This window comes from Arthrobacter tecti, assembly GCF_054511355.1.
The window spans coordinates 111,079-136,657 of the sequence record NZ_JBTNCT010000004.1; the positions used below are offsets into that span (position 1 = coordinate 111,079).

Consider the following 25,579-nt stretch of genomic DNA (forward strand, 5'->3'; position numbering starts at 1 on the left):
TTCCTGCTGCGACGAACGGTTCACGGGTTCCGGGCCCGGCGGCGCTACCCTTGAGCCATGCTGAGCCCCGCCGCCGACGTCGCGCTGGTGGCCGCCGTCGTCGTGATCACCCTGGCCGTGGTCGCGGTTCTGGGATTCAAGTTCTCCCGCTCTTACCGTGATCTTGGCTCCGATGCTGACCGTGCCACCTACGCAACCCTGCATACGGTTGCCCTGGCCTCGGAGCACCTGCGTGCCGGTCTGACCCCCACCGGCGCCACCAAGGCAAGCCGGCACCTGCGCGGGCTGTTGCGCTCCGAAGCGCTGCTGATCACCGACACCAACGGAATCCTCGCCTGGGACGGCGCCGGCACGGCGCCCGAGGGCGTTCTGGTTCTGGCCCGGGAGGTGCTGGCAAGCGGGCGTACCCAAATTTTCCGTGAGGCTCAGCTGCGCGGCACTACAACCGGCGCGGGCGGCGGCACGGACCTCAACGACGCCGTCATCGCACCCATCCGGGTGAGCGGCAGGATCGTGGGAACCGTCGGCGTCTTCGGCGCAGCCGTTAATGCGGGCCTCATCCGGGCAACAAACGAGGTTGGCGCCTGGGTGGCCACGCAGGTTGAACTCGCGGAACTGGATTCCTCCCGGACCCAGCTCATGGAAGCCGAAGTCCGCGCGCTGCGGGCTCAGATCAGCCCCCACTTCATCTACAACTCGCTGAACGCCATCGCCTCGTTCATCAATACGGACCCGGAGCGTGCGCGGGAGCTCGTTGTCGAATTCGCCGACTTCACGCGCTATTCCTTCCGGCGCCACGGCGACTTCACCACAGTCGCGGAAGAACTGAAATCCATCGACCGCTACCTGCTCCTCGAGCGTGCACGGTTCGGCGACAGGCTGAAGGTGAGCCTGCAAATCGGACCCGAGGTACTCAGCACCGTGATCCCCTTCCTCAGCCTGCAGCCGCTGGTGGAGAACGCCGTTCGCCACGGGCTTGATTCCAGGGACGGCAACGGCAACATCACGATCACCGCGCACGACGCCGGCGCCTACGCCGAAGTGACCATCGAGGACGACGGCGTGGGGATGGATCCCGAACGCCTGCGGGCCGTGCTCGCAGATCACCTGGATGGGGTTCATGTAGGCCTGCGGAACGTCGATTCACGCCTGCGCCAGGTCTACGGCGATTCCCACGGACTGATCATCGACACCGCGCCAGGCGCCGGAACCCTCATCACACTCCGGATCCCGAAATCCCAACCCGCCCACCAAACCTGACCGATCCCGGACCGTCTGTTCCGGGAGCGTAATCTGGGACCATGGTCAACGTTGTCATCGTCGATGATGAGCTTCCGGCACTCGCCGAGCTGGGATTCTTGCTTTCGAAAGACGCCCGCATCACAGCAATTCACCGGGCCTCGAGCGGCGCCGAAGCGCTGCGGATCCTCCAGGGCAACCCGATTGACGCCCTGTTCCTGGACATTCACATGCCCTCGCTCTCCGGGCTGGACATCGCCAGGGTAATCTCGCGCTTCAGCCGGCCTCCCGCCGTCGTTTTCGTCACGGCGGATGAAGACCGTGCGCTCGAGGCCTTCGAGCTTCGCGCTGTCGACTATCTCCTGAAGCCCATCCGCGCGGAGCGGCTCACGGAGTCTGTACGGCGCATCTGCGAGCTCATGGAGGATGGAGCGAGCCCGCCGGAGGTCATTACGGTTGATCAGGGCGGGGTCAGCAAGATGATCCGCCGCGACGAGATCCGCTATGTGCAGGCACAGGGCGACTATGCACGGCTACACACAGCGGAGGCCAGCTACCTGATCCGGATCCCGTTGAACGATCTTGAACGGCAGTGGGCGGAGGCGGGTTTCCTCCGAACGCACCGCTCGTACCTGGTGGCGATGGATCAGGTTAAACAGGTGCGCCTGGGAACAGGCCGGGCCAGCGTGCTGGTGGGCGACGCCGAACTTCCCGTCAGCAGAAGGCACCTGGCCGAGGTCCGCGGGAAACTGGAAGAAACCCGTCTGAGGCCAGGGCAATAAGCCTGATGGCAGAGCCTGCGCCCAAAGGGGGCCGGGTGCGGGTCACCGCACCCACCATCAGCTCCGACCCCGTCACCAATTATCCCGTAGCCCGCGAGTTGGCTGAGCACTCGGACGTCGGCGAGCTTTTTGTGCGCTCGCTGATCCGCTCGCAACTGCGCCTGGCAGTGGTGGTTGCGTCCGGCTTCCTGATCATCCTGGTCGGCATCCCGGTGCTGATCACGGTGTTTCCCGTCATCAATACCTGGACAATCGCGACCGTGCCCGTGCCGTGGCTGCTGCTGGGCCTTGGCATCTATCCCCTGGTGATCAGCTGTGGCGCACTCTACGTCCGCAGTGCGGGGCGGATTGAACAGCGCTTCCGGGATTTGGTGGACGATCAATGACCTTCCCGGAACTGAATCCTGTGGTCGGATACGTCTCGCTGGTGCTCGTAGCCCTCTCCACCGTGCTGATCGGCATCTACGGATTGCGGATCTCCCGCACGACCGGCGACTTTTACGTTGCATCCCGCACTGTACGGCCGTGGTGGAATGCCTCAGCGATCGGCGGTGAATACCTCTCCGCGGCCAGCTTCCTCGGGGTGGCCGGGCTCATCCTGCTCTCGGGCGTCGATGCGCTCTGGTTCCCGATCGGATATACGGCCGGGTACCTGATGCTGCTCTTGTTCGTGGCCGCTCCCCTGCGGCGCTCCGGCGCGTACACGATCCCCGACTTCGCCCAGGCCCGCCTGGACTCACGCAACGTCCGCAGGGTCACCAGCCTGCTCGTGATCGCGGTCGGGTGGCTCTACATCGTGCCCCAGCTTCACGGCGCGGCACTTACGGTGCGCATCACCACCGGCCTGCCGTCCTGGGTGGGCTCCGTCGCCGTCGTCGTTGTGGTGTGCCTGAGCGTCGTCACCGGCGGCATGCGCTCCATCACCTTCGTTCAGGCCTTCCAGTACTGGCTGAAACTTACTGCAATTGCTGTGCCGATCGTCTTCATCCTGATCCAGCTCGCCGGCAGCGGCGAGGCGTTGACCGACGACGGCGCCGTCTTCGATTCCGCGCTCAACGCCACTGCAGGTGCATCCCTCTATCAGAACATTTCCCTGGTGATCGCCCTGCTCTTCGGGACACTCGGGCTGCCGCACGTACTGGTGCGGTTCTACACCAACCCGGATGGACCCTCAGCCCGCCGCACTACGCTGATTGTGCTCGGACTGCTGTCGGTCTTCTACCTTTTCCCCACGCTCTACGGCGTGCTTGGCAGGATCCACACACCGGATCTTGCGGTCCGCGGCGCTGCGGATGCCACGGTCCTGCTCCTGCCAAGCCGCATTTTCGACGGCGCCGCCGGAGACCTTCTTTCCGCTCTCGTAACTGCGGGGGCGTTTGCCGCGTTCCTGTCGACCTCGAGCGGCCTCGTGGTTTCGCTAGCCGGCGTCGTGAGTCAGGACTTCTTCCGCGGCAGCGTGTCCGGTTTCAGGTGGGCCGCGATCATCTCCGCGCTCATCCCGCTGGGCTTCGCCCTGCTCACTGACACCCTTGCTTTGGCCGGCAGCGTGAGCATGGTCTTCGCTTTCACAGCCTCGACCATCTGCCCTCTTTTGCTGCTTGGCATCTGGTGGCGCGGGTTGACCGACGCCGGAGCGATCGCGGGCATGCTTTCCGGAGCCGCACTGTGCGGCGGGTCAATCCTTGCCGCTGCGGGCATGGGACCCGGTCGGGCACCGCACTGGCTCGAGCAGCCGGCGCTTTGGACCGTCCCGTCCGCGTTTGCGGTAACCATCGCGGTGTCGCTGCTCACGGCGCGGCGTAGACCGGCCAACACATCGCGGGTTCTGGCCCGGCTTCACACACCCGAAGCATTGTGAGGTGCCAGCAGGGCTCCAATCAGTCGATCGCGGCCATCAGTTCGACCACGCGGTCCAGAAACGCATCAACCTGCGTCTCCTCGTAGCCTTCCTCCCCAACGGATTCCCGGAACACCGCCCTGCGGACCACATCAACGCTGAGAGGCATATCATTTTCGAAGTAGCCGAGCAGCTCGTTGCAGAGCGCATCGACGTCGTCGACGTTGTAGCTGGGCGAGTTCCTGCGTGAGGGACGCCGGAACCGCTCCCCCGGCGGCCGGTGAAGCCTGCTGCGCAGTACAGCGGAAATGCGGCCTATCTGCATCAACCAGGCTTCTTCGCCGTTTGAGTCGATGAGGGCATCGCGTTCCCGCTGCGCGAAGACATCCTCCAGCCGGTCCAGCGCCGCGTCAACAGCCTGGGGTTCATAACCTCCGCGCGCGGGATCAAAGGCCATGGTGCGCACGTCCGAGCTGGTGATCGGATCGCCGTCGGCGCCGTCGGAGTTGTAGTAGCTGCGCGCTTCGGTCAGGAAGCGGTCAACCTGCCGGGCGTTATAACCGAAATCCCGCCGTCCGACGCGGGCGAACGGCGAGCTGCCGTTGCGTGCTCCATCCATGGTTGGGTGTTTCTCTCTTTTCCGTCGCGATGCGTGCGTGTAAGCGCAAACAGCGCGTCAACAGGTGCGCATCGGCTTTAACTAAAGGGCTCCCGGTACCAATGTAACGGACAGTAGGAAGGCAACCGGCGAAGCGAAGACGATCGAATCCAACCTGTCCATCACGCCACCGTGCCCCGGGAGGATACTGCTCATGTCCTTCACACCAAGTTCCCGCTTGATCATCGACTCCGCGAGGTCGCCGGCCGTTGCAGCTGCCACAACCCCTACCGCGAGCAGGATGCCGACCCACCACGGCCGCTCCAGCAGGAAAACCACCGCCAGCACACCGATGAGCATGGCGCCGCCTACCGATCCCGCGAAGCCTTCCCACGATTTCTTGGGACTGATCCGCGGAGCCATCGGATGCTTGCCGAAGAAGGCACCGATCAGATAGCCAAAGGTGTCATTTGCCACCACCAGCAGGAGCAAGGTTGCGACTTTCAGCGAGCCGGAGGGCTCATGTAGCAGCAGCATCGCAAAGCTCAGCAGGAACGGTATCCACAACAGCACAAAAGTTCCGGCCATGGCGCTGCGCGCGACGTCGGGCGCCGGATCCAGGCAACGCCACAGTACCAACGCCGTCACTGACACAACGACGGCGTAGGACAGCGCCTCAGGCCCACCAAGGTAGGCGGCGAACGGCATGGCGACAGCGGCCGCCACAGCAGGGACCAGCGGTACGCTTATGTGCCGGACCTCAAGGGCGCGCGCTACTTCCCACACTCCGACCACACCGAACATGGTTGCCAGCGCGACGAAGGCAATCGGCAGGAACAACATTCCGACCAGTACTGAGATCAGGAGCGCGAGGCCCACTCCGATAGCGGCAGGAAGATTTCGCCCGGCGCGGGAGGCCTGCTGCGCTTCCGCCGAGGATGATCGACGGCGGAACAGACTCCGACGCTCGGTTTCAGCCTTTCGGAGGGCACGTCTGCCGGGCAGGACGCCGGTGGGCGCCGGACCGGCGTGCACCTGTTGTTCAGCGTCAGGCTCAGGTGCACGGCCAGCCTCGGTTGAAGGCTGGGGATCGCTCATCAGACCTCGAGCAACTCGGTTTCCTTGCGCTTGAGCATGTCGTCAATGTTCTCCGTGTGGGACTTCGTCCGGGCGTCGAGATCCTTTTCTGCCCTCGCCCCGTCATCCTCACCGGCGTCGCCGTCCTTGACGGCTTTGTCGATGCCGTCCTTGGCCTTGCGGCGGATGTTGCGGATCTGGATCTTTGCGTCCTCAGCCTTGCCACGCACCAGCTTGACGTATTCCTTGCGGCGTTCCTCGGTCAGCTCGGGAAGGACAACGCGGATGATGTTGCCATCATTCGACGGGTTGGCTCCCAGATCAGAATCCCGCAGAGCCTTCTCGATCTCCGACAGGGCCGAACGGTCGAACGGCGTGATCAGCAGTGTGCGGGCTTCGGGGTTCTGGAAGGAGGCGAGCTGCTGCAACGGAGTGGGCGAGCCGTAGTAGTTGACGATGACCTTGGCGAACAGTGACGGGTTGGCCCGGCCTGTGCGCACCGTTGCGAAGTCTTCCTTCGCCGCTTCGACCGCGCGGTCCATCCTGTCTGTGGCGTCTGACAAAGTCTCTTCGATCACGATTTCTCCTTTGTTCGAAATCCGCTGCTGTTGAAGCGTCCGATTCAGTTGATAATCCTAGTTCACGCCGGGCGCGCTCATGTGTTGAACGGCACGTGTGGCCGCCGGGCTCAGGCCGTGACTGTTGTTCCGATCCGCTCGCCCATGATCGCACTCGTCACGTTGCCTTCGCCTTCCATGCCGAAGACCACCATTGAAAGGTTGTTGTCCTTGCACATGGTCATCGCCGTCTGGTCCATGACCCGAATGTCCTGGCGGAGGGCGTCGTCGTACGAAAGGGAGTCGAGCTTGCGGGCGGTCGGGTCCTTGCGGGGATCCGCCGTGTAGACACCATCCACACCGCTCTTCGCCATGAGAACGACGTCGGCACGCACCTCCAGCGCGCGCTGGGCGGCCACTGTGTCGGTCGAGAAATAGGGCAGTCCGGCACCGGCACCGAAGATTACTACGCGGTCCTTCTCGAGGTGTCGGATGGCCCGGCGCGGAATGTACGCTTCGGCCACCTGACCCATGGTGATGGCGCTCTGGACTCGGGTTTCAACGCCCGCCTGCTCCAGGAAGTCCTGGAGGGCAAGACAATTCATCACCGTGCCGAGCATGCCCATGTAGTCCGCGCGGGACCGGTCCATGCCGCTCTGGGAGAGCTCCGCTCCCCGGAAGAAGTTTCCGCCGCCCACCACAATGGCAACCTCGACCTGTCCGATGGTTGCAGCGATCTGCTTGGCGATGCCCCGCACCATTTCCGGATCCACGCCGAGCTTTCCCCCGCCGAAGACTTCACCCGACAATTTCAGCAGAACGCGCCGCTTTGAAGATTCGCCCTGGGCGGTCGTCTCGTACTCTTCCATGATGCCTCCTGAAGGCTGTGCTGCCTGCGTGTCTATGTGGGTGTCAGCGTTGGAACTTCGGTGGTGATTGGGGCTCTAGCGGTGTTCCTGCGGACATGATGGAGGGGCGGCCACCGTGGCGACCGCCCCTCCATCATCTCAAACAATGTGCAGCCCGCGAGGGTTACGCACCCACCCGGAATCGAGCGAATTCCTTGGGCTCGGCGCCCGCGTCCTTGAGCACCTGTGCAACGGACTTCTTGGCGTCCTTGGCGAAGGCCTGGTCCACCAGGACTCCCTCCTTGAAGAAGCCGGTGAGGCGACCCTCGACGATCTTCGGCAGTGCAGCTTCAGGCTTGCCTTCAGCGCGTGCGGTTTCATCGGCGATGCGGCGCTCGGTTTCCACGAGCTCGGCAGGGACATCCTCACGGGTGAGGTAGGTCGGCGAGTACGCAGCGATGTGGACGGCGACGTCGTGAGCAGCCTCGGCCGCGCCGTTCCCGCTTCCCTCAACGGCGAAGAGAACGCCGACCTGGGCCGGAAGATCCTTGGAGGTCTTGTGCAGGTAGGCATCTACGATGGCACCCTCGACGCGTGCAACGCGGCGGATGTCGACCTTCTCACCAAGCAGGGCGCCGGCTTCGATGACGTGCTCCGAAACAGGCTTGCCGTCGACGGTGTGGGCGAGCACGCCTTCAACGTCGGAAGCACCGGAATCGATAGCGGCCGCGAGCACCTTGTTGGCGAACTCAATGAACGGGCCAGCCTTGGCCACGAAGTCCGTCTCGCAATTGACCTCGACCATGACGCCGACGTTTCCGTCGACCTTCGCGGCAACGAGTCCCTCGGCGGTGGAGCGTCCCTCACGCTTGGTGGCGCCCTTGAGCCCCTTGATGCGGATGAGCTCCATAGCCTTCTCGGCATCGCCGTTGGCCTCGTCCAGAGCCTTCTTCACGTCCATCATTCCGGCGCCGGTCCGCTCGCGGAGGGCCTTGATGTCAGCGGCAGTGTAGTTTGCCATTTGAAACTCCTCAGATGTGGTTTTCTCGTCAAGATTGTTCGCATCATGTGCCGGGCACCTGCCCGGCACAAGCGAAAGGGTGCGGGTTTCGCGTCCCGCACCCCGTCAAGCAAGAATTACTTGCTCTCGCTCTTCTCAGCTTCCGCAGCCTCTTCAGCCGCAGGTGCTTCCTCAGCAGCCGGAGCTTCTTCGGTCGCGGGTGCTTCGGTGGCCTGGGCTTCTGCTGCGGGTGCCTCGGCTGCAGGTGCTTCGGCAGCTGGTGCTTCTTCAGCGGTGCTGCCCTCGAGCAGTTCGCGCTCCCACTCAGCAAGGGGCTCTTCGACGGCTGCTGCATCATTGCCGGACGCACGGTTGTTGCGGGCGATGAGGCCCTCGGCAACGGCGTCGGCTACAACGCGGGTCAGGAGGTTGACGGCGCGGATGGCGTCATCATTACCCGGGATCGGGAAATCGACCTCGTCCGGATCGCAGTTGGTATCCAGGATGGCCACAACCGGGATGTTGAGCTTCTTGGCCTCGTCGATGGCGAGGTGTTCCTTCTTGGTGTCCACAACCCAGATGATGGAGGGAGCCTTGGTGAGGTTACGGATGCCGCCGAGGTTGTTCTCAAGCTTGGTCAGCTCACGCTGAAGCAGCAGGAGCTCCTTCTTGGTGTGCCCGGAACCGGCTACGTCCTCGAAGTTGATCTCTTCGAGTTCCTTCATGCGCTGGATACGCTTGGAGACAGTCTGGAAGTTGGTGAGCATACCGCCCAGCCAGCGCTGGTTGACGTAGGGCTGGCCAACGCGCATTGCCTGCTCGGCAATGGCTTCCTGTGCCTGCTTCTTGGTTCCGACGAAAAGCACAGTTCCACCGTGTGCAACGGTGGCCTTGATGAACTCGTAGGCGCGGTCGATGTAGGACAGCGACTGCTGCAGGTCAATGATGTAGATTCCGTTGCGCTCGGTGAAGATAAAGCGCTTCATCTTCGGGTTCCAGCGACGGGTCTGGTGACCGAAGTGGACGCCGCTGTCAAGCAGCTGGCGCATGGTAACGACTGGCATGCCGTTCCTTTCTTTGGGCAGCATAGGCATTGCTCTAGGACTGCCTGTTTGACGGTTGATATCCCGCTCAAGGTGCGGGGGTTCCTGGTGCCCGTCAGTCAGGTAAGACCACTCTTCCAACCGGATTACTCCGGACCGCTGGAAGGATGCTCGCCCGCGTCCATTCCGAACTGCTTTACAGAAGGCTCGGGATGTGCGCATGCGAATCGGGGCACGCGTAGTCAGCTTTGCGAATCATGGCACGCCAAAACGCGGAAAACTGCTTCGTCAAGTGTACTACAGCCCTCGGGCAACTATGCCCGGCCGATCTAGCGGTCCTCCTGCACAGGCACCGGCGTTCGGCTGAATTTATCCACATACGCGAACGACGATGAGCAGCCCCGGACCGCAGGAGCCAGGCTGAAGGGGTGAGAAACCAGAAGAAGACAACCCGCCACCGCGTAGGCGCGCTCTTTGTCGCTGCCTTGTTCAGCATTGTCGCCCCGGTGCTGCCGGGCCATGCAGCCCCAGTCCCCGCCGACGCCACCTGGGGTTGGCCCCTGGACGGGCCCCCACCCGTGCTGCGCCCCTTCGACCGCCCGCCGGAGCGCTGGATGGCCGGCCACCGCGGCGTGGATCTCGGCGCTTCGGCCGGCAGTCTGGTCACCAGTCCCGCGGACGGCGTCGTGGTCTTCGTCGGAAAGGTGGTGGACAGACCCGTCATCACCATCGACCACGGCGATGGCCTCCTCAGCAGCTTCGAACCGGTGACTGCCCTCCTGGCGGAGGGCACGGTGGTCAGCGCAGGTGATGCTGTGGGACACCTCAGCAGCGAACCGCACTGCCCCCGGGACTGCGTGCACTGGGGCGTCCGGGAGCACGGTGAGTACGTCAATCCGTTGAATTTCGTCACTGACCGGCGGCCGTCCATCCTGCTTCCAATGACCACCCCGGGCTAGCGACACTGCACACAGGACTGCGCTACAGGGCTACAGGAAAGCCGCCATACCCGTGATAGCGCGCCCCGTAACCAGCGAATTGATCTCGTAGGTGCCCTCATACGAGTAGATTGCTTCGGCATCGGCGAAGATCTTGGCCATCTCATAATCGGTGACAATGCCGTTGCCGCCGAGGATACTGCGGCCAAGCGCCACGGTCTCCCTCATGCGGGCCGTGGTGAACGCCTTCGCCAGCGCAGACTGCTCATCGCGGGCCCCGCCGTTGTCTGCCAGTTGAGCGAGCCGAACCATCATTCCGAGCGAGGACACCGTGTTGCCGAGCATTTCCACCAACTGTTGTTGGATGAGCTGAAAGGATGCCAGCGGGCGACCGAACTGTTGGCGTTCCACCGCGTAACGGCGAGCCACATCGAACGCTGCCAGTTGCTGGCCCACTGCCTGCCAGGCCACCGAGAGACGGGTGATCCGCAGCACCTTGTTGGCGTCCTTGAAACTGTTGGCACCGGCCAGGTGGAATTCATCCCCGATGCGCACTCCGTCAAGCACGATATCGGCGTTCTGGACGCTGCGCAGTGCGATCTTGTTCTCTATCTTCGTGGCGCTGTAACCGGGCAGGGAGGTGTCCACCAAAAAGCCTTTGACCTGGTTGTCCGCGATGTCCCGGGCATAGATGACCACCCAGTCGGAGAACGTCGCATTGCCGATCCAGCGCTTGGCTCCATTGAGGACCCAGCTGTCGCCGTCGCGCTCGGCCGTGGTGCGCGTGCCGCCGGCAACGTCGGAGCCGCCCAGTGGCTCGGTCAGGCCGAAGGCGCCGATCTTCTTCATGGAATAGATGTCCGGAAGCCACACCGCCTGCTGCTCGGGCGAGGCGAGGGTCTCGATCGACCCCGTGAAGAGTCCGTCATGCACACCCATGAACGTGGCCACCGAGGTGTCCGCCCTCGTGAATTCGGCATGCAGCAAGCCCGCGAACAGATTCGAATAGCCCAGTCTGCGAACCGGGCTCACGATGTCGAGCTCCGCTATCCGCGGGATGAGCGCGTGTGGGAACTCTCCCTCGTTCCACCAGCGGGCGGCATGCGGGCGGACTTCAGCGGCCAACCAGTCCCGGACCTCATGCAGCCGGTCGCGTTCCTTGGAACTGAGCAGCTCCTCGAAGGCGTAGAAGTCACCGTCCGCGTAGGGAAGGTTGTCGGCGTCAATTACGGGTGCACCCATGGACACATTCCTCACTGGCAGTCATTCGGCGCCATCACTGGGCACCCGCGGTCCGCACCGCGTTGGTACGAACCCCTTCCGGTAATGTTACCCGCCAGTAACTTGTTGCACCACACCAATAGAACTAAGGAATCCCCGGCTGTGTAAGCCGAGGATTCCTTTGCTCCATGCGGGAGTGTTGTAGGGCTGGTGGGGCTTGAACCCACGACAAACGGATTATGAGTCCGCTGCTCTAACCGGCTGAGCTACAGCCCCGCAACGCCGGTGGTACCCGGCGCAGACCCATTCTAGCCATGCCCGCGGTCAGGACGCAGACCGACCGGGCGCTATACAGCTTCACCCGCGTGGAACCGGCCATAGTAGAGATCCTCGAACGTCGCGAGGGTCGCATTGATGCTGTGCTTCTCCACCATCGACCTGCTCATCTTGCCCATGCGCTCACGCTCCGCCTCCGGCATCGAAATGATCTCGGTGAGGCGGCGGCCAAGCTCAGCGCTGTCATGTGGAGTGAAGAGGTACCCGTTCGAACCGTCCTCCACCAGGTGCGGCAGCGCCATGGCGTTGGCGAGGAGGACAGGCGTTGAGGCGGACATGGCCTCCAGGGTCACCAGCGACTGGAGTTCGGCAGTTCCCGGCTGGCAGAAAACCGTCGCCCGGAGGTAAGCCTGGCGGAGTTCCTCGTCGGAAATCAAGCCCAGGAACTTCACCCGCCCACTCAGGCCCAGACGCAACACCAGCGCCTGGAGTGCCGACTTAACCTCGCCTCCACCGACAATTTCGAGGTGCAGGTTCAATTCCTCAGGCGTCTTGGCGACGGCGTCGATCAGTACGTCAACGTGCTTTTCCTCGGCGAGCCTGCCGACAAACAGGACAGTCGGATGGTTCGGGCGCTCAACCTTCTCCCCCGGCCGCGGCTCGTACGCGGAGGCGTCAATGCCGTTGGACAACGGAAGCACCTTGCGCAGGAATGCGTGCTCATGCATAGCCTTCGCTGCCAACGGGGTGGGAGTGGTGACGACGTTGGCCTTACCCATCACCTTGCCCATATCCCGCCACGAGTTCTTCGCGACGATGTTCTTGAACCACTGCGGGAACGGGAGGAACGGGTTCAGATTCTCGGGCATGAAGTGGTTGGTGGCCACCACCCGGATGCCACGCTTCACAGCCTCATAGAGCGCGTACTCGCCGACCATGTAATGGCACTGGATGTGCACGACGTCGGGTTGCACGCGGTCGAACAACATGCTGATCTCCCGCTTGATTTCCCACGGCAGGCAGATGCGCCAGTACTCATGCGTGGGCACCGAGTGCGAGCGCAGGCGGTGGACAGCCCACTCGCCTCCCGGCTCCGTGAAGCTCTTGCCGTTGGTGGTGTGCGGAGCGAGAACGTGAACCTTGTGTCCACGCGCCTTCATGCCCTTGGCCAACCGGTACCCGAACTGGGCTGCGCCGTTGATGTGCGGCGGGTAGGTGTCTGCAGCGATGAGGATGGTCAGCGGCGCGTCTGCTGCCGGATCAGTCACGAAGTAGTCCTCGGGTTTGGCAACGGTGGGCGAAGCAGCGAAAGGCGTTACCGCCGTCGTGCTTCCTTCTGCCGCTTGACAACATCTGGATGGTGCCGCGACAGGGCTATCACCCCAACAATAGCAACGAACGCCGCTACTCCCATGGCAATCGCGATCACGGATTCGACGTTGGGCTGAAGTTCTCCCAGCACGATGATTCCGACGGCGATGCCGACAATCGGGTCGATTACGGTGAGCCCGGCGATCACCAGATCCGGTGGACCGGTTGCATACGCGCTCTGCACGAACCACGAACCCAGCGCTGCAGCTGCGATGATCGCCAGGACACTGTATAGCGGAACGTTGAGGATGAACCGGCCGTTTGGATCCAGCAGGTGGGTCGCGATGATCTTGGTCAGCACCGCAACGAACCCGAACAGAACACCCGCGCCCAGGATGTAGGCAAAGGCGTTCAGGCGACGCTTGAACGCCACCGCAAGGGTCCCGAACAGGGCAACCGCAACGCACAGCAGCAACACGGCCGTGAGCTCCTGGGCCGGCAGCACCACGTGGTCCTTGCGGGTCACATTGACCGCAAGCAGCACGAACAGCGCGCTTCCGGTGACACACGCAGCGATAGCCACGACGGTCGCACGGTTGATCCGCACGCCCTGGTCCTTTGAGTTCACGATCGTGGTGATGACCAGCGCGATCGCCCCGATCGGCTGCACGACAGTGAGGCTGGCCAGGCTGAGCGCGACCACGTTCAGGGCCATTCCCACGCCGAGGAGGATCAGGCCGAGGATCCACCGGGGGTTTCGCAGCAGGCGCATGAAGCCTGTGGAATTCAGTGAGAGCCCGCCGGTATTGGAGCGCACCGCGCTGCCCTGGCGTTGCGCGCCCACTGCAAGGAAGCAGGCCCCGAGCAGCGCCAGAACAATTGCTAGCCAGGCCATGCGCCTGCTTCCATCATGCGGAACGCTCCAGACGGTACTTGCGGTGGGCGGCCGTGAAGTAGCCGTAGAAGGCAATCAGGTGGCCCACGCAGCCAAGGATCAGCAGTACGTTCGCGGTGATGGTGAGCCAGGGCTGATCGAAGCCTTCCACCCGCTTCAGAAGCAGAAGCGGCGAGCCGACCAGCAGCAGTGCGGTGCGTATCTTGCCCACCGTTGTCACCGGCAGGTGCACGGGCCCGTGGAACAGTATCAGCGCGTTGATGATGAGAATCGCGTCCGGGATTACGATCGACCACACCAGCCACGGCGGTGCGATCCCATCCACGACGAACGTCACGGCAATGACTATCAGTGCGGTGCGGTCCGCAACCGGGTCCAGCCACTTCCCCACCGACGACACCTGGTCGAACCGTCGTGCGATATACCCGTCAATCCAGTCCGTGGAACCCAGCAGGACCAGCGTCACAACGGCGGCCGAATAGTTGCGCTGGACGATGAACAGGACAAACAGCGGCACGCCGCAGAACCGCACAACCGTAAGAAGGTTGGGTACGGTCCAGAAAGTGTTCAATTCGGGCCCAGGCTGCCCCGGCTTACCCCCCGCGCCAATAAGTCTGATCACTGTCCCTCCGCTCCCATTATGCAGGCCCGGATCGTCGCAGCCCGCCAGGCGGAGTTCGAACCGCTACTTGGCAACCAGCCTGCGCACCATCACGGCGATCGCAGCCGCGGATGCAGCGACGACGCTCAACGGCTTCCAACGATCGGCGAGGGTGTGGTCGTGCCGTGCCGGAGCCTGTCCACCACCGGTCCCGGCAGACTTCGACGCGTGCGCACGGGTAACCGCTGCATCCTTGGCATGAGCCGCCGAGGCTTTGGCATGGGTAGCGGCGTCCTTCGCGCGGGATTTCGCACCGCTGAACTGCGCCTTGAAGTCCATTCCGCGGCCCAGTTCGTCGCGGGTTTCGGCGATATGGTCGCGGCGCCTGCCCGAGCGGCTGCGCAGTTCCGCGTACGACGGCTGTGGCGGCTTCGGCGCGCCGTCGTCGTCCTTGTGCTTGGGCTTCTTTTCTTCAGCCGGCTTCTTCACATCCAGCGTGGCCGGGTTGAACTGCCTGCCTTCCTTCAACACGCCGATGTCGTACTTGATGCCGCGGATGGCATCCTCGGGCAGCAGCGGCAGCGCCTTCTTGAAACGGGACAGTCCCATGAGCGCGGCAATGGCCGCGATGATCAGGAAGAGCGCTGCAAAACAGAGTGCGCTGAGCCATGCCGGCATGACCGTGGCAAGGCCCATGATGGCCGCCACGATCAGGGCGATCACAAGGAAGGCGAGGAAGACCAGCGCGACCACGAAGAAGGCCGCAGCAATGCCCGCCTTGATGCCCTTCTGCTTCAGCTGTTCCTTGGCGAGCGAGAACTCATCGCCAAACTGGCGGGGCGTCAGCCGCAGCAGCAGCTTGATCAGCCCAATGATCGACGGCGTGCCGCCGGATCGATTTACCCGCGTGCTGCCCGAGCTTTCCATATGCCCTGCCTCCATCAGTATGTCCTGCGCACTGTTTCAACCTGTTCCCAAAATTACCACCGACGCATATTCGGTGCGGCGCCCCATCGGGCGCTTCGGCACCTAGCGCGCCACGACGTCGTCCCTGTCTTCGAGCTCACGGCCCGCGTATTCCTCGAGCCGGGTCTTCACGAACCAGAATGAAACCACCGCGAAACCCGTGAACACTGCGTACATGAGCCATACACCCAGGTTCTCGCTGACCCAGGGGAAGGCGAGGGTCACGATGAAGTTGAAGATCCAGTTGACCATGGTGGCTACACCCAAAGCGATGGCTCGGATGCGGTTCGGGAACATCTCCCCGAGCGTCACCCACATGACCGGGCCCCAGGTGGCTGCGAAAAAGACCACGAAGAGGTTAGCGCCGATCAGCGCGACCGGCCCCCAGATCCCGGGCAGCGAGACGTCTTCGCCGCTGCCTGTTGCCTGGGCGAAGGAGACAGTTGCTGCCAGCAGCCCGACGAACATGCCTCCGGAGCCGACCAGCAAGAGCTTCCGCCGCCCGATCCGGTCGACGAAGAAGATGGCCACGAACGTCATCGCAACGTTGATCACGGAGGTGATCACCGACGTCGTGAATGAGTCGCTTTCGCTGAACCCTACCGACTGCCACAGGGTGGTCGAGTAGTAGAAGATCGCGTTGATGCCCACGAGCTGCTGCAGCGCTGCGATGGCCATGCCCACCCAGAGGATGGGTTGAAGCCCGAGCGCCGGGCCGCGAAGATCGCGGTAGCTGGTCTTGTCCTCCATCCGCAGCGTGGAACGGATTTCATTCAGCTTCGTGGTCGTGTCCTTGACACCGGTCACACGGGACAGCACGTGCGCAGCCTCGGCGTCGCGTCCGCCGCGGATAAGGTAGTGCGGTGATTCCGGGATGGTCAGGGAGAGCACGCCGTAGATGATCGCGGGTACGACGCCGACCAGCAGCATCCAGCGCCAGGCCGGCAGTCCCCACCAGAGTTCTCCTGTGGCGCCTCCTGCGATATCAGCGAGCCAGGCATCAGAGAGCAACGCCGCGAAGATACCCACGGTGATAGCCAGCTGCTGGATGGACGCCAGTCCGCCGCGCCACTTCGCCGGCGCAATTTCCGCGATATAGCCGGGTGCAATGACCGAGGCGATGCCAATCGCGACTCCCCCGACCAGCCGCCAGAACATCAGGTCCCATTCGCTGAACGAAAAACCTGAACCCACGGAGTTGACGAGGAAGAGGATGGCAGCGCCGAACATGACCCGTTTGCGCCCCAGCCGGTCGGCCAGGTCACCAGCGAACCAGGCTCCGGCCGCGCAACCTAGAAGGGTGATCGCGACGGTGAAGCCCAGGACAGCCTCGCCGAGGCCGAAATCCTCCTGGATGGCATCCACTGCGCCGTTGACGACGGCCGTGTCGAAGCCGAAAAGCAAACCGCCCACCGCAGCAGCGACGGAAACACCGATGACCTTCCCAGTGTGCGGCTGTACCGAAGCGCCGCCTGTCCTGTTCCCACCGCTGGCATTCACGTCGTGCTCCTTCACCTTCTACTTGCACTTCAGCCTACGTCAATACAAAGCACGCTGAGTAACACCCGGGGGCTTGCGCAGGGGCTCTAGAATAGATGTTGATTCGCTGTGGCAACCACACGCGCTTCCCCCGGCTCAGGCATCCCTGTCAGCCAGCCTCTCCCATCCCCGCCTGCAGCGTCGCAGTGCTTCGTACATCTGTTCGCATGTTAGGTATCCGTTGAGTACCACCACCCATCCCGGCGACACCCTCTCCCGCCGCCAGAAGCTCGTCTACGTCGTCATCCTCGGCACCCTGACCGCGCTTGGTCCCTTCACCATCGACCTCTACCTGCCTGCATTCCCAGCCCTGCAGGATGACCTCAACGTGACCGAAGCGGCGGTTCAGCTCACCCTGACCGGAACCATCGTAGGATTCGCGGCGGGCCAGTTGCTGGTTGGGCCGTTGAGCGACAAGGTCGGACGGCGGCTGCCGCTGATCATGGCCACAAGCCTCCATGTGGTGGCATCGCTTGGTGCGGCCCTGTCGACTGACATCGGCATGCTGATGGTGTTCCGGGTGCTGCAGGGCATGGGCGCGGCGGGCGGCGGGGTAGTCGCCATGGCGATGATCCGCGACCTCTTCAGCGGCTACCCCCTCGTGCGCATGCTCTCCTACATGGCGCTGGTCAACGGCATGGCCCCCATTTTCGCTCCAGTGATCGGTTCGCAACTGCTCGTGGTCATGCCGTGGCCGGGCATCTTCTGGTTCCTGGCAGCCTATGGCTTCCTGGTCATCCTTGCGGTGAGCTTCCTCATTATCGAGACGCTCCCTGCGGACCGTCGGAAGGCGTCGTCGTCGACTGCGCTCCAGCGGTACCGCGCGGTGCTGACCGACCGCATCTTCATCGGAGTCCTGCTCGTAGGCGGCATGAACTTCGCAGGCCTCTTCTCCTACCTTTCGGCGTCACCCTTCCTCTTCCAGGGCGTATACGGGCTGGATCCGCAACAGTACGGCATCCTGTTCGCCGTGAACTCGCTCGGAATCGTCGCCGCCGTCCAGATCAGCGCGCGGGTGGTGCGGAGGGTCGGGCCGCAATGGATCATCGCGTGTTCGACTGCGGCCATGTTCCTGATGGCGATGACCATGATCGCAACCGACTACCTGGGGCTCGGTTTCTGGGGCACAGCCGTACCCCTGTGGTTCTACATCATGGCTGCCGGCTTCACCTTCCCCTGTGTGCAGGTCCTCGCGCTGGCGAACCACGGCGCACAGGCAGGCACCGCGGCCTCCCTGCTGGGCGCGACGACGTTTGGCCTTGCGGGGATCATCTCCCCCATCGTCGGCGTCCTGGGGATCGACTCAGCCACTCCCATGGCGGCAGTCATGGCCTCCTGCATAGGACTAGGTGCGGTGTTCCTCTGGACGGTTGTGCGCCCAAGCACGGTGCCCGCTCTGCACTAGCAGGTGGGCCGAACCATCCGGGGGGCGAGCAGTCAACGAGAAGGGCTGCGGTTAAAGAGAAAGGCTCCTGACCTACGTTTCCGCAGCTCAGGAGCCTATTTGCTCCCCCGACTGGACTTGAACCAGTAACCCTTCGATTAACAGTCGAATGCTCTGCCAATTGAGCTACGGGGGAAAGCAGCGAGAACAACTCTACAGAGGAATAGCCGCGAAGTGAAATTGGCTGAGCCTAGTCCGAACGCAGTGCACGGCGCTCCATCTCAAGCTCCATCAGCTCCCGGTTCAGCTGCTGAAACAACGCCGGATCGGCGCTCGAGTCCAGCCGCTGGAGGGCGCTGAGCTTCTCCGCCTTCAGGCGGGTGATGCGCAGTTCCGACAGCCTGTTCAGGATGTCCCTGCAGTAGAGAGCAAGCGCATCAGCATCCTTCGCGGGCAGCGGCGTCACCGCGAGCTCGCTCACAAATCCTCGCAGTACCTCCGGGACTTCCTGGCGGACCCGTTCAACCCAATTCGACGAAACATCGGCCGACGACATTGCACCGGACGCGCGCACCGCATCATGCAATGCCGCGTAGGCCGGCACCGAGAACCGGGAATCGGCGAACCGTTCCCACTGAGCGGCATCAAGGAACTCGGGATGCTGCAGCACAACCTCCAGGGCCTCACGCTCCATCCGCGCCACAGGATCCCTCGGGTCCGGGCGGCTGAACCGCGGTGCCTCGGCTACCGGCTCCTGCGGCTGCCCTGACGGGGACGGCGCGCCGTCGTCGTCGTTCCGCCAATCACGGCGCTGCTCCGGCGCACCCGGACGACGCCGGTCATCGGACTGGCTTGTCCGGTTACCCTGATTGCCCTGGCTTGCTTGATTACCTTGATTCCCCTGGTTACCGGACGGAGTGCCGGCCGCGCGTTTGGCCGCCGCCGCAACTGCCCGCACCACCTGGTCCTCTCCCACGAACTGCATTCCGAGCCAGCGCGAAAGTTCGCGGGTATAGATGGACCGGAGGGAGACGTCGCGGATGTTCGCGACGATGGGCGCTGCGTGCCGCAACGCCTTCATCTGGCCCTCGCCGGTGGAGAGATCGAACTGCTCGAACGATGCCTTGATGGCGAACTCGAAGAGCGGCCGGCGGGTGGCAATGAGGTCCTGAACAGCCTGGTCTCCGGCGCTCTGCCGCAACTCACACGGATCCGCACCGTCCGCCCCAACCGCGACATAGGTCTGGGAATTGAAGCGCTGGTCCTCCTCGAAGGCCCGCAGCGCGGCCTTCTGTCCCGCGGCGTCGCCGTCGAAGGTGAAAATCACCTCGCCGCCCGTGCCGTCGTCGGACAGTAACCGCCGGGCTATCTTGATGTGGTCCGCCCCGAAAGCGGTACCGCAGGTTGCAACGGCCGTACCGACCCCCGCGAGGTGGCAGGCCATCACATCGGTGTAGCCCTCGACGACCACGAGCTGGCGCGTCTTCGCGATGTCTCTCTTCGCGAGGTCGATCCCGTACAACACCTGCGACTTCTTGTAGAGCGAGGTTTCCGGAGTGTTGAGGTACTTGGGCCCGGGATCATCCTCGAACAGCTTGCGGGCACCGAAACCGACCGTTTCACCCGTGATCCCGCGGATGGGCCAGATGAGGCGTCCCCTGAACCGGTCATAGAGCCGCCCGGCGTTGTTCGAGGACATGCTGAACATCCCGGTGAGCTTCAGTTCATCGAGCGTGAATCCCTTGCCCGTGAGGTGGCTCAGCAGCCCGTCCCATCCCTGCGGCGCGAAACCGACCCCGAAGTGCTCAGCGGCCGCCCGGTCGAAGCCCCGTTCCTGCAGGAAGGTACGCCCAACGGCCGCCTCCGGTGTCAGCAACTGGTCCCGGTAGAACTCAGATGCAATCTTGTGCGCGTCGAGGAGACGCTGACGCTTGCCGGTGTCCTCCCGCCGGGGACCCGTGCCGCCGTCCTCATACCGCAGCTCGTACCCGATACGGGCAGCCAGCTTCTCCACTGTCTCAGCGAAAGAGGTATGGTCCAGTTTCTGGATGAACGAGAACACGTCCCCTCCCTCACCGCAACCGAAGCAGTGATAGGACCCCATCTGCGGACGCACGTGGAAGGACGGCGAACGCTCATCATGGAACGGGCAGAGTCCCTTCCAGGAACCCACGCCGGCGGACTTCAGCGTGACGTAGCCGTCAACAACTTCCTTGATGTCTGTGCGCTGGCGAACCTCATCGATGTCTTCGCGCTTGATGAGTCCAGCCATGCCAACCAGTGTATGTGCAGCCGCCGACACTCCCGGTGCCCGCTCCGACAAGCCTCTACCAGAGGGCTGGAACAGGTCCGACGACGCGTTCGTGAAGGGTCAGCGCTGAGGCGTCGGTGAGGGAAGCGACCTGATCGATGACCACGCGGAGGCGGGCGTCGTCGTCGTTCGCTTCCTTCCAGTCCGCCGCGAACATCGGCTCCAGGTAGCGGTCCCCGGCCGCAGCCATCTGCTGTACGAGCGAGGAGAGCACCTCCCGCTGCCGCTCATAGATGGGCTGGCGGTGGACGCTGGTCATCACAAAAGTAGTCGCCAGTCCCTTCATGACGGCGATCTCCGTCACGGTCTCCTCGGGCACCACCATTTCCGCGGCATAGCGGGTCAGCGGGTCCGTTCCGTAGATCCCGCGGGTGGTTTCCAGCGCACTCAGGCAGAACCGCCCGATGAGCTGGCTGGTCATGTCCTTCAGCGCAGCCATGGCCTTTCGGCTGCCGTCAGCTTCGCGGACCCAAACGTCGGTCGCCTCGAGCCGGGCGAGCGCGGCGTCGACGGCGGCGGGATCCGAGTGCGGCAGATACCACTGCTGGGTGTAACCGACTACGCGTGCGCGGTGGTCGGGATTGTCCATCCACTTGAGCTGGAAGTGGCCGGCGACAATGGCATCTTCGACGTCGTGGACGGAATAGGAGATGTCATCGGCAAGGTCCATTACCTGGGCCTCCAGGCAGGACCGGCCGGCCGGAGCCCCGGCCCGCAACCAGCTGAAGACCGGCAGGTCATCCGTGTAGGCGCCGAACTTCGAGGTGCGATGCCCGTGGATGACGGGGGCTTCCTTTGCTGTCCAGGGGTACTTGCAGGCGGCGTCAAGACTGGCACGGGTCAGGTTGAGGCCTGCGGGTGCGCCGTCTGCGCGGGTGGCCTTCGGCTCCAACCGGGTGAGCAGGCGCAGCGTCTGCGCGTTGCCCTCGAAACCGCCGATCGAGTGAGCAAGGTCATTGAGCGTCGCTTCGCCGTTATGCCCGAACGGCGGGTGACCGAGGTCGTGGGAGAGGCAGGCGGCGTCCACAATGTCGGGATCGCACCCCAGGGAGCGGCCGAGCTCCCGGCCAACCTGGGCAACTTCGAGGCTGTGCGTGAGCCTGGTGCGGACGAAGTCATCAGTGTCTGGGGCCACCACCTGCGTTTTGGCGCCGAGCCGGCGCAACGCCGACGAGTGCAGGACGCGTGCGCGGTCACGCTCGAAGTGGGTACGGTGCGTACTCTTTGGGGATTCATCCGCCCAACGCTGCATGTCAGCGTCGGTGTAGCCGGGAGTAAGCGGGTTCTGGTTCTGGTTCAATGCGTTCTGGCTGCCTTCATTTGGTCTTGAGCCGGCCGGACGGGTTTCAGCCACCGGAGACATCCACTTCCGCTGCAGCGATGTCGGCCTGCTGGTCAGCGTTTAGCCGGCGGGCCTCCAGCCAGCGCTCCGGCAGCGCAGTGCGTTTCGGCGAACCTGCACGCCCGCGTGGTCCTTCCGCGTCAACACCGGGATAGGGGGATGACCGGTCCAATTGGTCCAGCAGCCCGCGCAGCACCTCGAGGGTTGGCACGGCCGCGAGTGCTGCGCGCAGGTCTCCGCCGACCACGTAACCCTTGAAGTACCACGCCATGTGCTTCCGGATGTCCCGCAGCGCCATCATCTCGTTGCCGAACGTGTCCACCAGCAGTTCAGCATGCCGGTACACAGAGTCCGCCACCTCGCCCAGACCGGGCTTGTGCCGCTGGTCGCTGCCCTCAAAAGCGTTTACAAGGTCGCCGAACAGCCACGGCCGGCCCTGGCAGCCGCGGCCAATAACAACGCCGTCGACGCCGGTCTGGTGCACCATGCGGATTGCGTCCTCGGCGCTCCAGATGTCGCCGTTGCCCAGGACCGGGATGTCCGGAAGTGCCTCGCGCAGCTCAGCGATGGCGTTCCAGTCTGCCGTTCCCGAGTAGAACTGAGAGGCCGTGCGGCCATGGAGAGCGACGGCGGCTACACCGGCATCCCGGGCAATTTTCCCCGCTTCCCGGAAGGTCAGGTGATCCTCATCGATGCCCTTGCGCATCTTGATGGTCAACGGGATGTCACCGCGGCTCGCCTCACGCACGGCGGCCTGGACGATCGAGGTGAACAGATCCAGCTTCCAGGGCAGGGCTGCTCCCCCACCCTTGCGGGTGACCTTGGGCACGGGGCAGCCGAAGTTCAGGTCAATGTGGTCCGCGCGGTCCTCCTCGACGAGGATGCGTACGGCTGCGCCCACCGTCTTCGGGTCGACACCGTAGAGCTGGACGGAGCGTACTTTTTCGTCGGCGTCGTGGGAGATGATCCGCAGGGACTCCGGGTTGCGCTCAACGAGGGCACGGGAGGTCACCATCTCGGAGACGTAAAGTCCCCCGCCGTACTCCCGGCAAAGCCTGCGGAACGCGGTATTGGTGATGCCGGCCATCGGAGCGAGAACCACCGGAGTGTTCACGGTTATGCCGCCGAGGCGCAACGGAGGAAGATCCAGCCTCGCCGCGGTTGACGTTGGTGCAATGCTCACCCGTCCATTGTCGCAAGACGGGGCAAATCGGAGAGTCCGGCGGCACCGGCCCAACGGATCCGCCGGCTTGGCGCAGGCGACGCGGCATCGAGTCACCTTCCTGCGCGGGAAGGGAACGGATTCGCGGGTTCGGTGCATCGTGACCCGCTGAGCGGGCACATTGGGGGCTGCTCGGCGGGCACAATCGCCGATTCGGTGCAGGTCAGCGCAAATTCTGCTCGCGGAGGGCGCGGCGGCTTGGAAGCGGTGCGTCTTCCCCAGTCTGCGGCGCGGCACCTTCGGCGCTGGAACCCGGGGCAATGCCAGCGGCTGCGTCAGAGCCTGCCGCGTCAGAACCCGCGGGAACGCCAGGGGACGCTGAAGCTTCCTCCGCTGCCGCTGCCGCTGCCGCTTCCTCGGCTGCGAGCGCCGCGGGCGTAGCGTCCTCAGGCACGGCGGCGTGTCCGACGGCGCGGAAAGTAGCGCCGCCGTCGTCGTGCGTTGCATGCGTACGGGTACCCACGGCCTTGACCACCAGCACGGCTACCAGCGTGGTCACCGGAATCGCGAGAACCAGACCGATCGATCCCACGAGCGTGCGCAGGACTTCCTCGGCGAGTTCGCCGCTGGTCAGCGACTCCACCAGGGAACTGTCCTGCAGCGAGACGAGGAGCAGCAGGGGCAGCGCCGCTCCGGCGTACGCGAAGGCGATGGTGTAGACCGTGGAGGCGATGTGGTCCCGGCCAATGCGCATGGCCCCGGCGAAAAGCCGCCGGGTGGGGGTATGGGGTGCGAGCTCGTACAGCTCCCAAACCGCCGAGGACTGGGTGATCGTCACGTCATTCAGCACGCCAAGCCCGGAGATAATGAGCCCGCACAGGATGATGCCCGAGAGCGAGACCGCCGGCGCGGCATTGATCAGGGCGCTCGAACTGTCGCTTCCCACACCGGTGAGGTTGGCGGTGTCGGTTGCCCACGCAGCCAGCAGCGCAGTGATGCCGAGCCCGAAGATGGTGCCGAGCAAAGCCGTCGACGTCCGCGCGGAGAAGCCGTGCGCAAAATAGAGGACGCCGATCATGATCACCACCGAGCCCACGAGTCCAAGCAGCAGCGGCGGCTTGCCCTCCACGAGGCCGGGAAGCACGAACTGGGCGAGGACCACCAACGCGCCGACCAGCCCGATGATCGCCCGCAGCCCGCGCCAACGCGCCACCGAAACGACGACGACGGCGTACAGCACCGCGAGCGCCGCCATCGGAAGGGTGCGGACGAAGTCGACGAAGATGTACGGGGCGCCGGCACCGCTGATGACGCCCTCAAGGTTGAGGTACCGGATGGAATCGCCCGGGTCGACCTGCCCTGAGCGGGCCACCTCGGGGTTGAGTTCCACGGGGACGGCGGAGCCGCCGGCATCAGGGAGGGTGTAGGCAACCTGGCACTGTTGGGCCTCACCGCCGGCCTCGACCGTCGGCTGGGACGAGGGGCAATCCTCCAGGACCACCCGCTGAACGGTGCCCACGTCCATGGAAGTTCCCGGCGCGGTCGCGAAGGGGCTTGGGACGGCGACCTCGGACTGATTGCCGGTCGGCCAGAGCAGAAACATCCCGATGATCGTGATGATCCCGAGGGGAACCAGGACTGCCGCGAGAAGCAGGTTTGCCCTTCTCCGGGTTCCCATCATCGCGGCCCTCTGCTCCGAACTCAGAGAGGAGCCGCGCTGGTCCGAGGCGTGGATATGGCTGTGGCCCACTTGAAGTTCCTTGCTGTCGGCGTACTGCTGGCAGGATGGATACGGCCGGTCTCCTGCATGGTCCCGAAGAGGATTCTACGCAGTTGGTCAGCCGGCGGCCGGAAGTCGGTCCGGCACTGTCAAGCAATGGAGTGTGCATGGCGAGGGAACGATTCAGCGAGGCGGACGAGAATCCGGCGAGCGCGATGGCGCACGCGCCGGAGGTGATGGTCCGTCCGGGCGAAGGTCCCGTCCGTGGCGTGGCGCTCGTGCTGCATGGCGGACGCGCGAACAGCTTCGAACCGGTACGCTCGCGGCACCTCAGTCCCGCCCGCATGGTGCCCTTCGCCCGCCTGCTGCACTCCTGGGGCGCTTCCGCCGGCCTGGAGACCTGGAGCCTGCGGAACCGGGTGAGGGGTTGGAACGGAACGCACATGTCGCCCCTGCACGATGCCAGGTGGGCCCTGGAACGGATCCACCAGCGGCATCCGGGCATCCCCGTCTACCTCCTCGGCCATTCCATGGGTGGGCTGACAGCGCTGTGCGCGGCGGATGACCCGCAGGTCCGGGCCGTGGTCGCCCTCGCGCCGTGGCTGGATAGTACGACGCCGGTCCAGCAAGTGGCGGGCAAGCGCATCCTCATAATGCACGGCGCCGCCGACCGGTGGACGTCACCGCGTCAGTCGCTTCGCTTCGCCGAGCGCGTACTGTCCATCGCCGACGAGGTCCACTACGCCACACTGCTGGGCGCCGGGCATTTCATGTTCAGGAAGATCCCGGTGTGGCACGAGCTCAGCGCCTCCTACCTGCTCGACTCTTTCTCCCGCAACACGGGCGCGCCGGTCGAAGCGAAACACCTGCGGCGCGCTGCCGCGCTGCTGGAGCAGAACTCGCCGCTCGCCGTGACCCTCTGACCGTCCCTA

General features: G+C 64.1%; 23 protein-coding genes and 2 tRNA genes. 7 read left to right on the forward strand and 18 right to left on the reverse strand.

Annotated elements, in window-relative coordinates; translation table 11 throughout:
* The first annotated feature begins 57 nt into the window (after positions 1-57).
* From ACX80C_RS06960 to ACX80C_RS06975, 4 genes are read left to right on the forward strand one after another with little or no spacing between them, the layout of a single operon-like run.
* Positions 58-1,260 (forward strand): sensor histidine kinase, encoded by a 1,203-nt coding sequence (locus ACX80C_RS06960; protein ID WP_459325639.1) that lies wholly within the window; start codon positions 58-60, stop codon positions 1,258-1,260.
* A gap of 41 nt (positions 1,261-1,301) precedes the next feature.
* Positions 1,302-2,021, forward strand: a complete 720-nt coding sequence (locus ACX80C_RS06965; protein ID WP_167992073.1) for a LytR/AlgR family response regulator transcription factor — start codon at positions 1,302-1,304, stop codon at positions 2,019-2,021.
* 5 nt (positions 2,022-2,026) lie between these two features.
* Positions 2,027-2,407, forward strand: coding sequence for a DUF485 domain-containing protein (locus tag ACX80C_RS06970; RefSeq protein ID WP_459325640.1), 381 nt, complete (start codon positions 2,027-2,029; stop codon positions 2,405-2,407).
* Between the two features lie 11 nt (positions 2,408-2,418).
* Positions 2,419-3,879 (forward strand): sodium/solute symporter, encoded by a 1,461-nt coding sequence (locus ACX80C_RS06975; protein WP_459325881.1) that lies wholly within the window; start codon positions 2,419-2,421, stop codon positions 3,877-3,879.
* Between the two features lie 19 nt (positions 3,880-3,898).
* Here the strand turns inward: ACX80C_RS06975 and ACX80C_RS06980 are convergent, their stop codons facing one another.
* From ACX80C_RS06980 to rpsB, 6 genes are all read right to left on the reverse strand, one after another.
* Positions 3,899-4,477 (reverse strand): DivIVA domain-containing protein, encoded by a 579-nt coding sequence (locus ACX80C_RS06980; RefSeq protein ID WP_459325641.1) that lies wholly within the window; start codon positions 4,475-4,477, stop codon positions 3,899-3,901.
* An 81-nt stretch (positions 4,478-4,558) separates the two neighbouring features.
* Positions 4,559-5,554, reverse strand: a complete 996-nt coding sequence (locus ACX80C_RS06985; protein ID WP_459325642.1) for a phosphatidate cytidylyltransferase — start codon at positions 5,552-5,554, stop codon at positions 4,559-4,561.
* Entirely contained in the window at positions 5,554-6,111 is a 558-nt protein-coding gene (gene frr, locus ACX80C_RS06990) for a ribosome recycling factor (protein ID WP_167992063.1), read from the reverse strand. The genes ACX80C_RS06985 and frr overlap by 1 nt, the downstream gene beginning before the upstream one ends.
* A gap of 110 nt (positions 6,112-6,221) precedes the next feature.
* On the reverse strand, positions 6,222-6,959 hold the full coding sequence (gene pyrH, locus ACX80C_RS06995; RefSeq protein ID WP_459325644.1) for a UMP kinase: 738 nt from the start codon (positions 6,957-6,959) through the stop codon (positions 6,222-6,224).
* Positions 6,960-7,122: 163 nt separating this feature from the next.
* On the reverse strand, positions 7,123-7,959 hold the full coding sequence (tsf, locus tag ACX80C_RS07000) for a translation elongation factor Ts (protein ID WP_167992057.1): 837 nt from the start codon (positions 7,957-7,959) through the stop codon (positions 7,123-7,125).
* Between the two features lie 116 nt (positions 7,960-8,075).
* Entirely contained in the window at positions 8,076-9,002 is a 927-nt protein-coding gene (rpsB, locus tag ACX80C_RS07005; RefSeq protein ID WP_459325646.1) for a 30S ribosomal protein S2, read from the reverse strand.
* 407 nt (positions 9,003-9,409) lie between these two features.
* On the opposite strand from rpsB, the gene ACX80C_RS07010 reads away from it, so the two are divergent.
* Positions 9,410-9,940: a M23 family metallopeptidase gene (locus tag ACX80C_RS07010; protein ID WP_459325648.1), complete on the forward strand. Its 531-nt coding sequence runs from the start codon at positions 9,410-9,412 to the stop codon at positions 9,938-9,940.
* A 30-nt stretch (positions 9,941-9,970) separates the two neighbouring features.
* On the opposite strand, the gene ACX80C_RS07015 is transcribed toward ACX80C_RS07010, so the two are convergent.
* From ACX80C_RS07015 to ACX80C_RS07045, 7 genes are all read right to left on the reverse strand, one after another.
* A complete protein-coding gene (locus ACX80C_RS07015; protein WP_459325649.1) occupies positions 9,971-11,161 on the reverse strand; it encodes an acyl-CoA dehydrogenase family protein in 1,191 nt (396 codons plus the stop codon).
* 181 nt (positions 11,162-11,342) lie between these two features.
* Positions 11,343-11,416 (reverse strand) — tRNA-Ile (locus ACX80C_RS07020).
* A gap of 71 nt (positions 11,417-11,487) precedes the next feature.
* A complete protein-coding gene (locus ACX80C_RS07025; RefSeq protein WP_459325650.1) occupies positions 11,488-12,684 on the reverse strand; it encodes a glycosyltransferase in 1,197 nt (398 codons plus the stop codon).
* 47 nt (positions 12,685-12,731) lie between these two features.
* Entirely contained in the window at positions 12,732-13,622 is an 891-nt protein-coding gene (locus ACX80C_RS07030) for a DMT family transporter (RefSeq protein WP_459325652.1), read from the reverse strand.
* A 13-nt stretch (positions 13,623-13,635) separates the two neighbouring features.
* Positions 13,636-14,244 carry a CDP-alcohol phosphatidyltransferase family protein gene (locus ACX80C_RS07035; protein ID WP_459325654.1) on the reverse strand — a complete coding sequence of 203 codons (609 nt, stop codon included), beginning with the start codon at positions 14,242-14,244 and terminating at the stop codon, positions 13,636-13,638.
* Positions 14,245-14,307: 63 nt separating this feature from the next.
* On the reverse strand, positions 14,308-15,165 hold the full coding sequence (locus ACX80C_RS07040) for a phage holin family protein (protein WP_459325655.1): 858 nt from the start codon (positions 15,163-15,165) through the stop codon (positions 14,308-14,310).
* Between the two features lie 87 nt (positions 15,166-15,252).
* Complete coding sequence (locus tag ACX80C_RS07045) at positions 15,253-16,689, reverse strand: sugar porter family MFS transporter (protein WP_459325657.1); 1,437 nt, start codon at positions 16,687-16,689, stop codon at positions 15,253-15,255.
* A gap of 220 nt (positions 16,690-16,909) precedes the next feature.
* Between ACX80C_RS07045 and ACX80C_RS07050 the strand changes: the two genes are divergently transcribed.
* Positions 16,910-18,133: a multidrug effflux MFS transporter gene (locus ACX80C_RS07050; RefSeq protein ID WP_459325658.1), complete on the forward strand. Its 1,224-nt coding sequence runs from the start codon at positions 16,910-16,912 to the stop codon at positions 18,131-18,133.
* A gap of 102 nt (positions 18,134-18,235) precedes the next feature.
* On the opposite strand, the gene ACX80C_RS07055 is transcribed toward ACX80C_RS07050, so the two are convergent.
* The 5 genes from ACX80C_RS07055 to ACX80C_RS07075 form a co-directional block, all read right to left on the reverse strand.
* Positions 18,236-18,308: transfer RNA gene (locus ACX80C_RS07055), tRNA-Asn, on the reverse strand.
* 54 nt (positions 18,309-18,362) lie between these two features.
* Positions 18,363-20,384 (reverse strand): DNA primase, encoded by a 2,022-nt coding sequence (dnaG, locus tag ACX80C_RS07060; RefSeq protein WP_459325659.1) that lies wholly within the window; start codon positions 20,382-20,384, stop codon positions 18,363-18,365.
* Positions 20,385-20,439: 55 nt separating this feature from the next.
* Positions 20,440-21,786 carry a deoxyguanosinetriphosphate triphosphohydrolase gene (locus ACX80C_RS07065; RefSeq protein ID WP_459325660.1) on the reverse strand — a complete coding sequence of 449 codons (1,347 nt, stop codon included), beginning with the start codon at positions 21,784-21,786 and terminating at the stop codon, positions 20,440-20,442.
* A complete protein-coding gene (gene dusB / locus ACX80C_RS07070) occupies positions 21,770-22,948 on the reverse strand; it encodes a tRNA dihydrouridine synthase DusB (RefSeq protein ID WP_459325662.1) in 1,179 nt (392 codons plus the stop codon). The genes ACX80C_RS07065 and dusB overlap by 17 nt, the downstream gene beginning before the upstream one ends.
* Before the next feature lie 202 nt (positions 22,949-23,150).
* Positions 23,151-24,605 carry a YibE/F family protein gene (locus ACX80C_RS07075; protein ID WP_459325883.1) on the reverse strand — a complete coding sequence of 485 codons (1,455 nt, stop codon included), beginning with the start codon at positions 24,603-24,605 and terminating at the stop codon, positions 23,151-23,153.
* 209 nt (positions 24,606-24,814) lie between these two features.
* Here ACX80C_RS07075 and ACX80C_RS07080 point away from each other — a divergent pair, with 209 nt between their 5' ends.
* On the forward strand, positions 24,815-25,570 hold the full coding sequence (locus tag ACX80C_RS07080) for an alpha/beta hydrolase (RefSeq protein WP_459325663.1): 756 nt from the start codon (positions 24,815-24,817) through the stop codon (positions 25,568-25,570).
* The last annotated feature ends 9 nt before the right edge of the window (positions 25,571-25,579 follow it).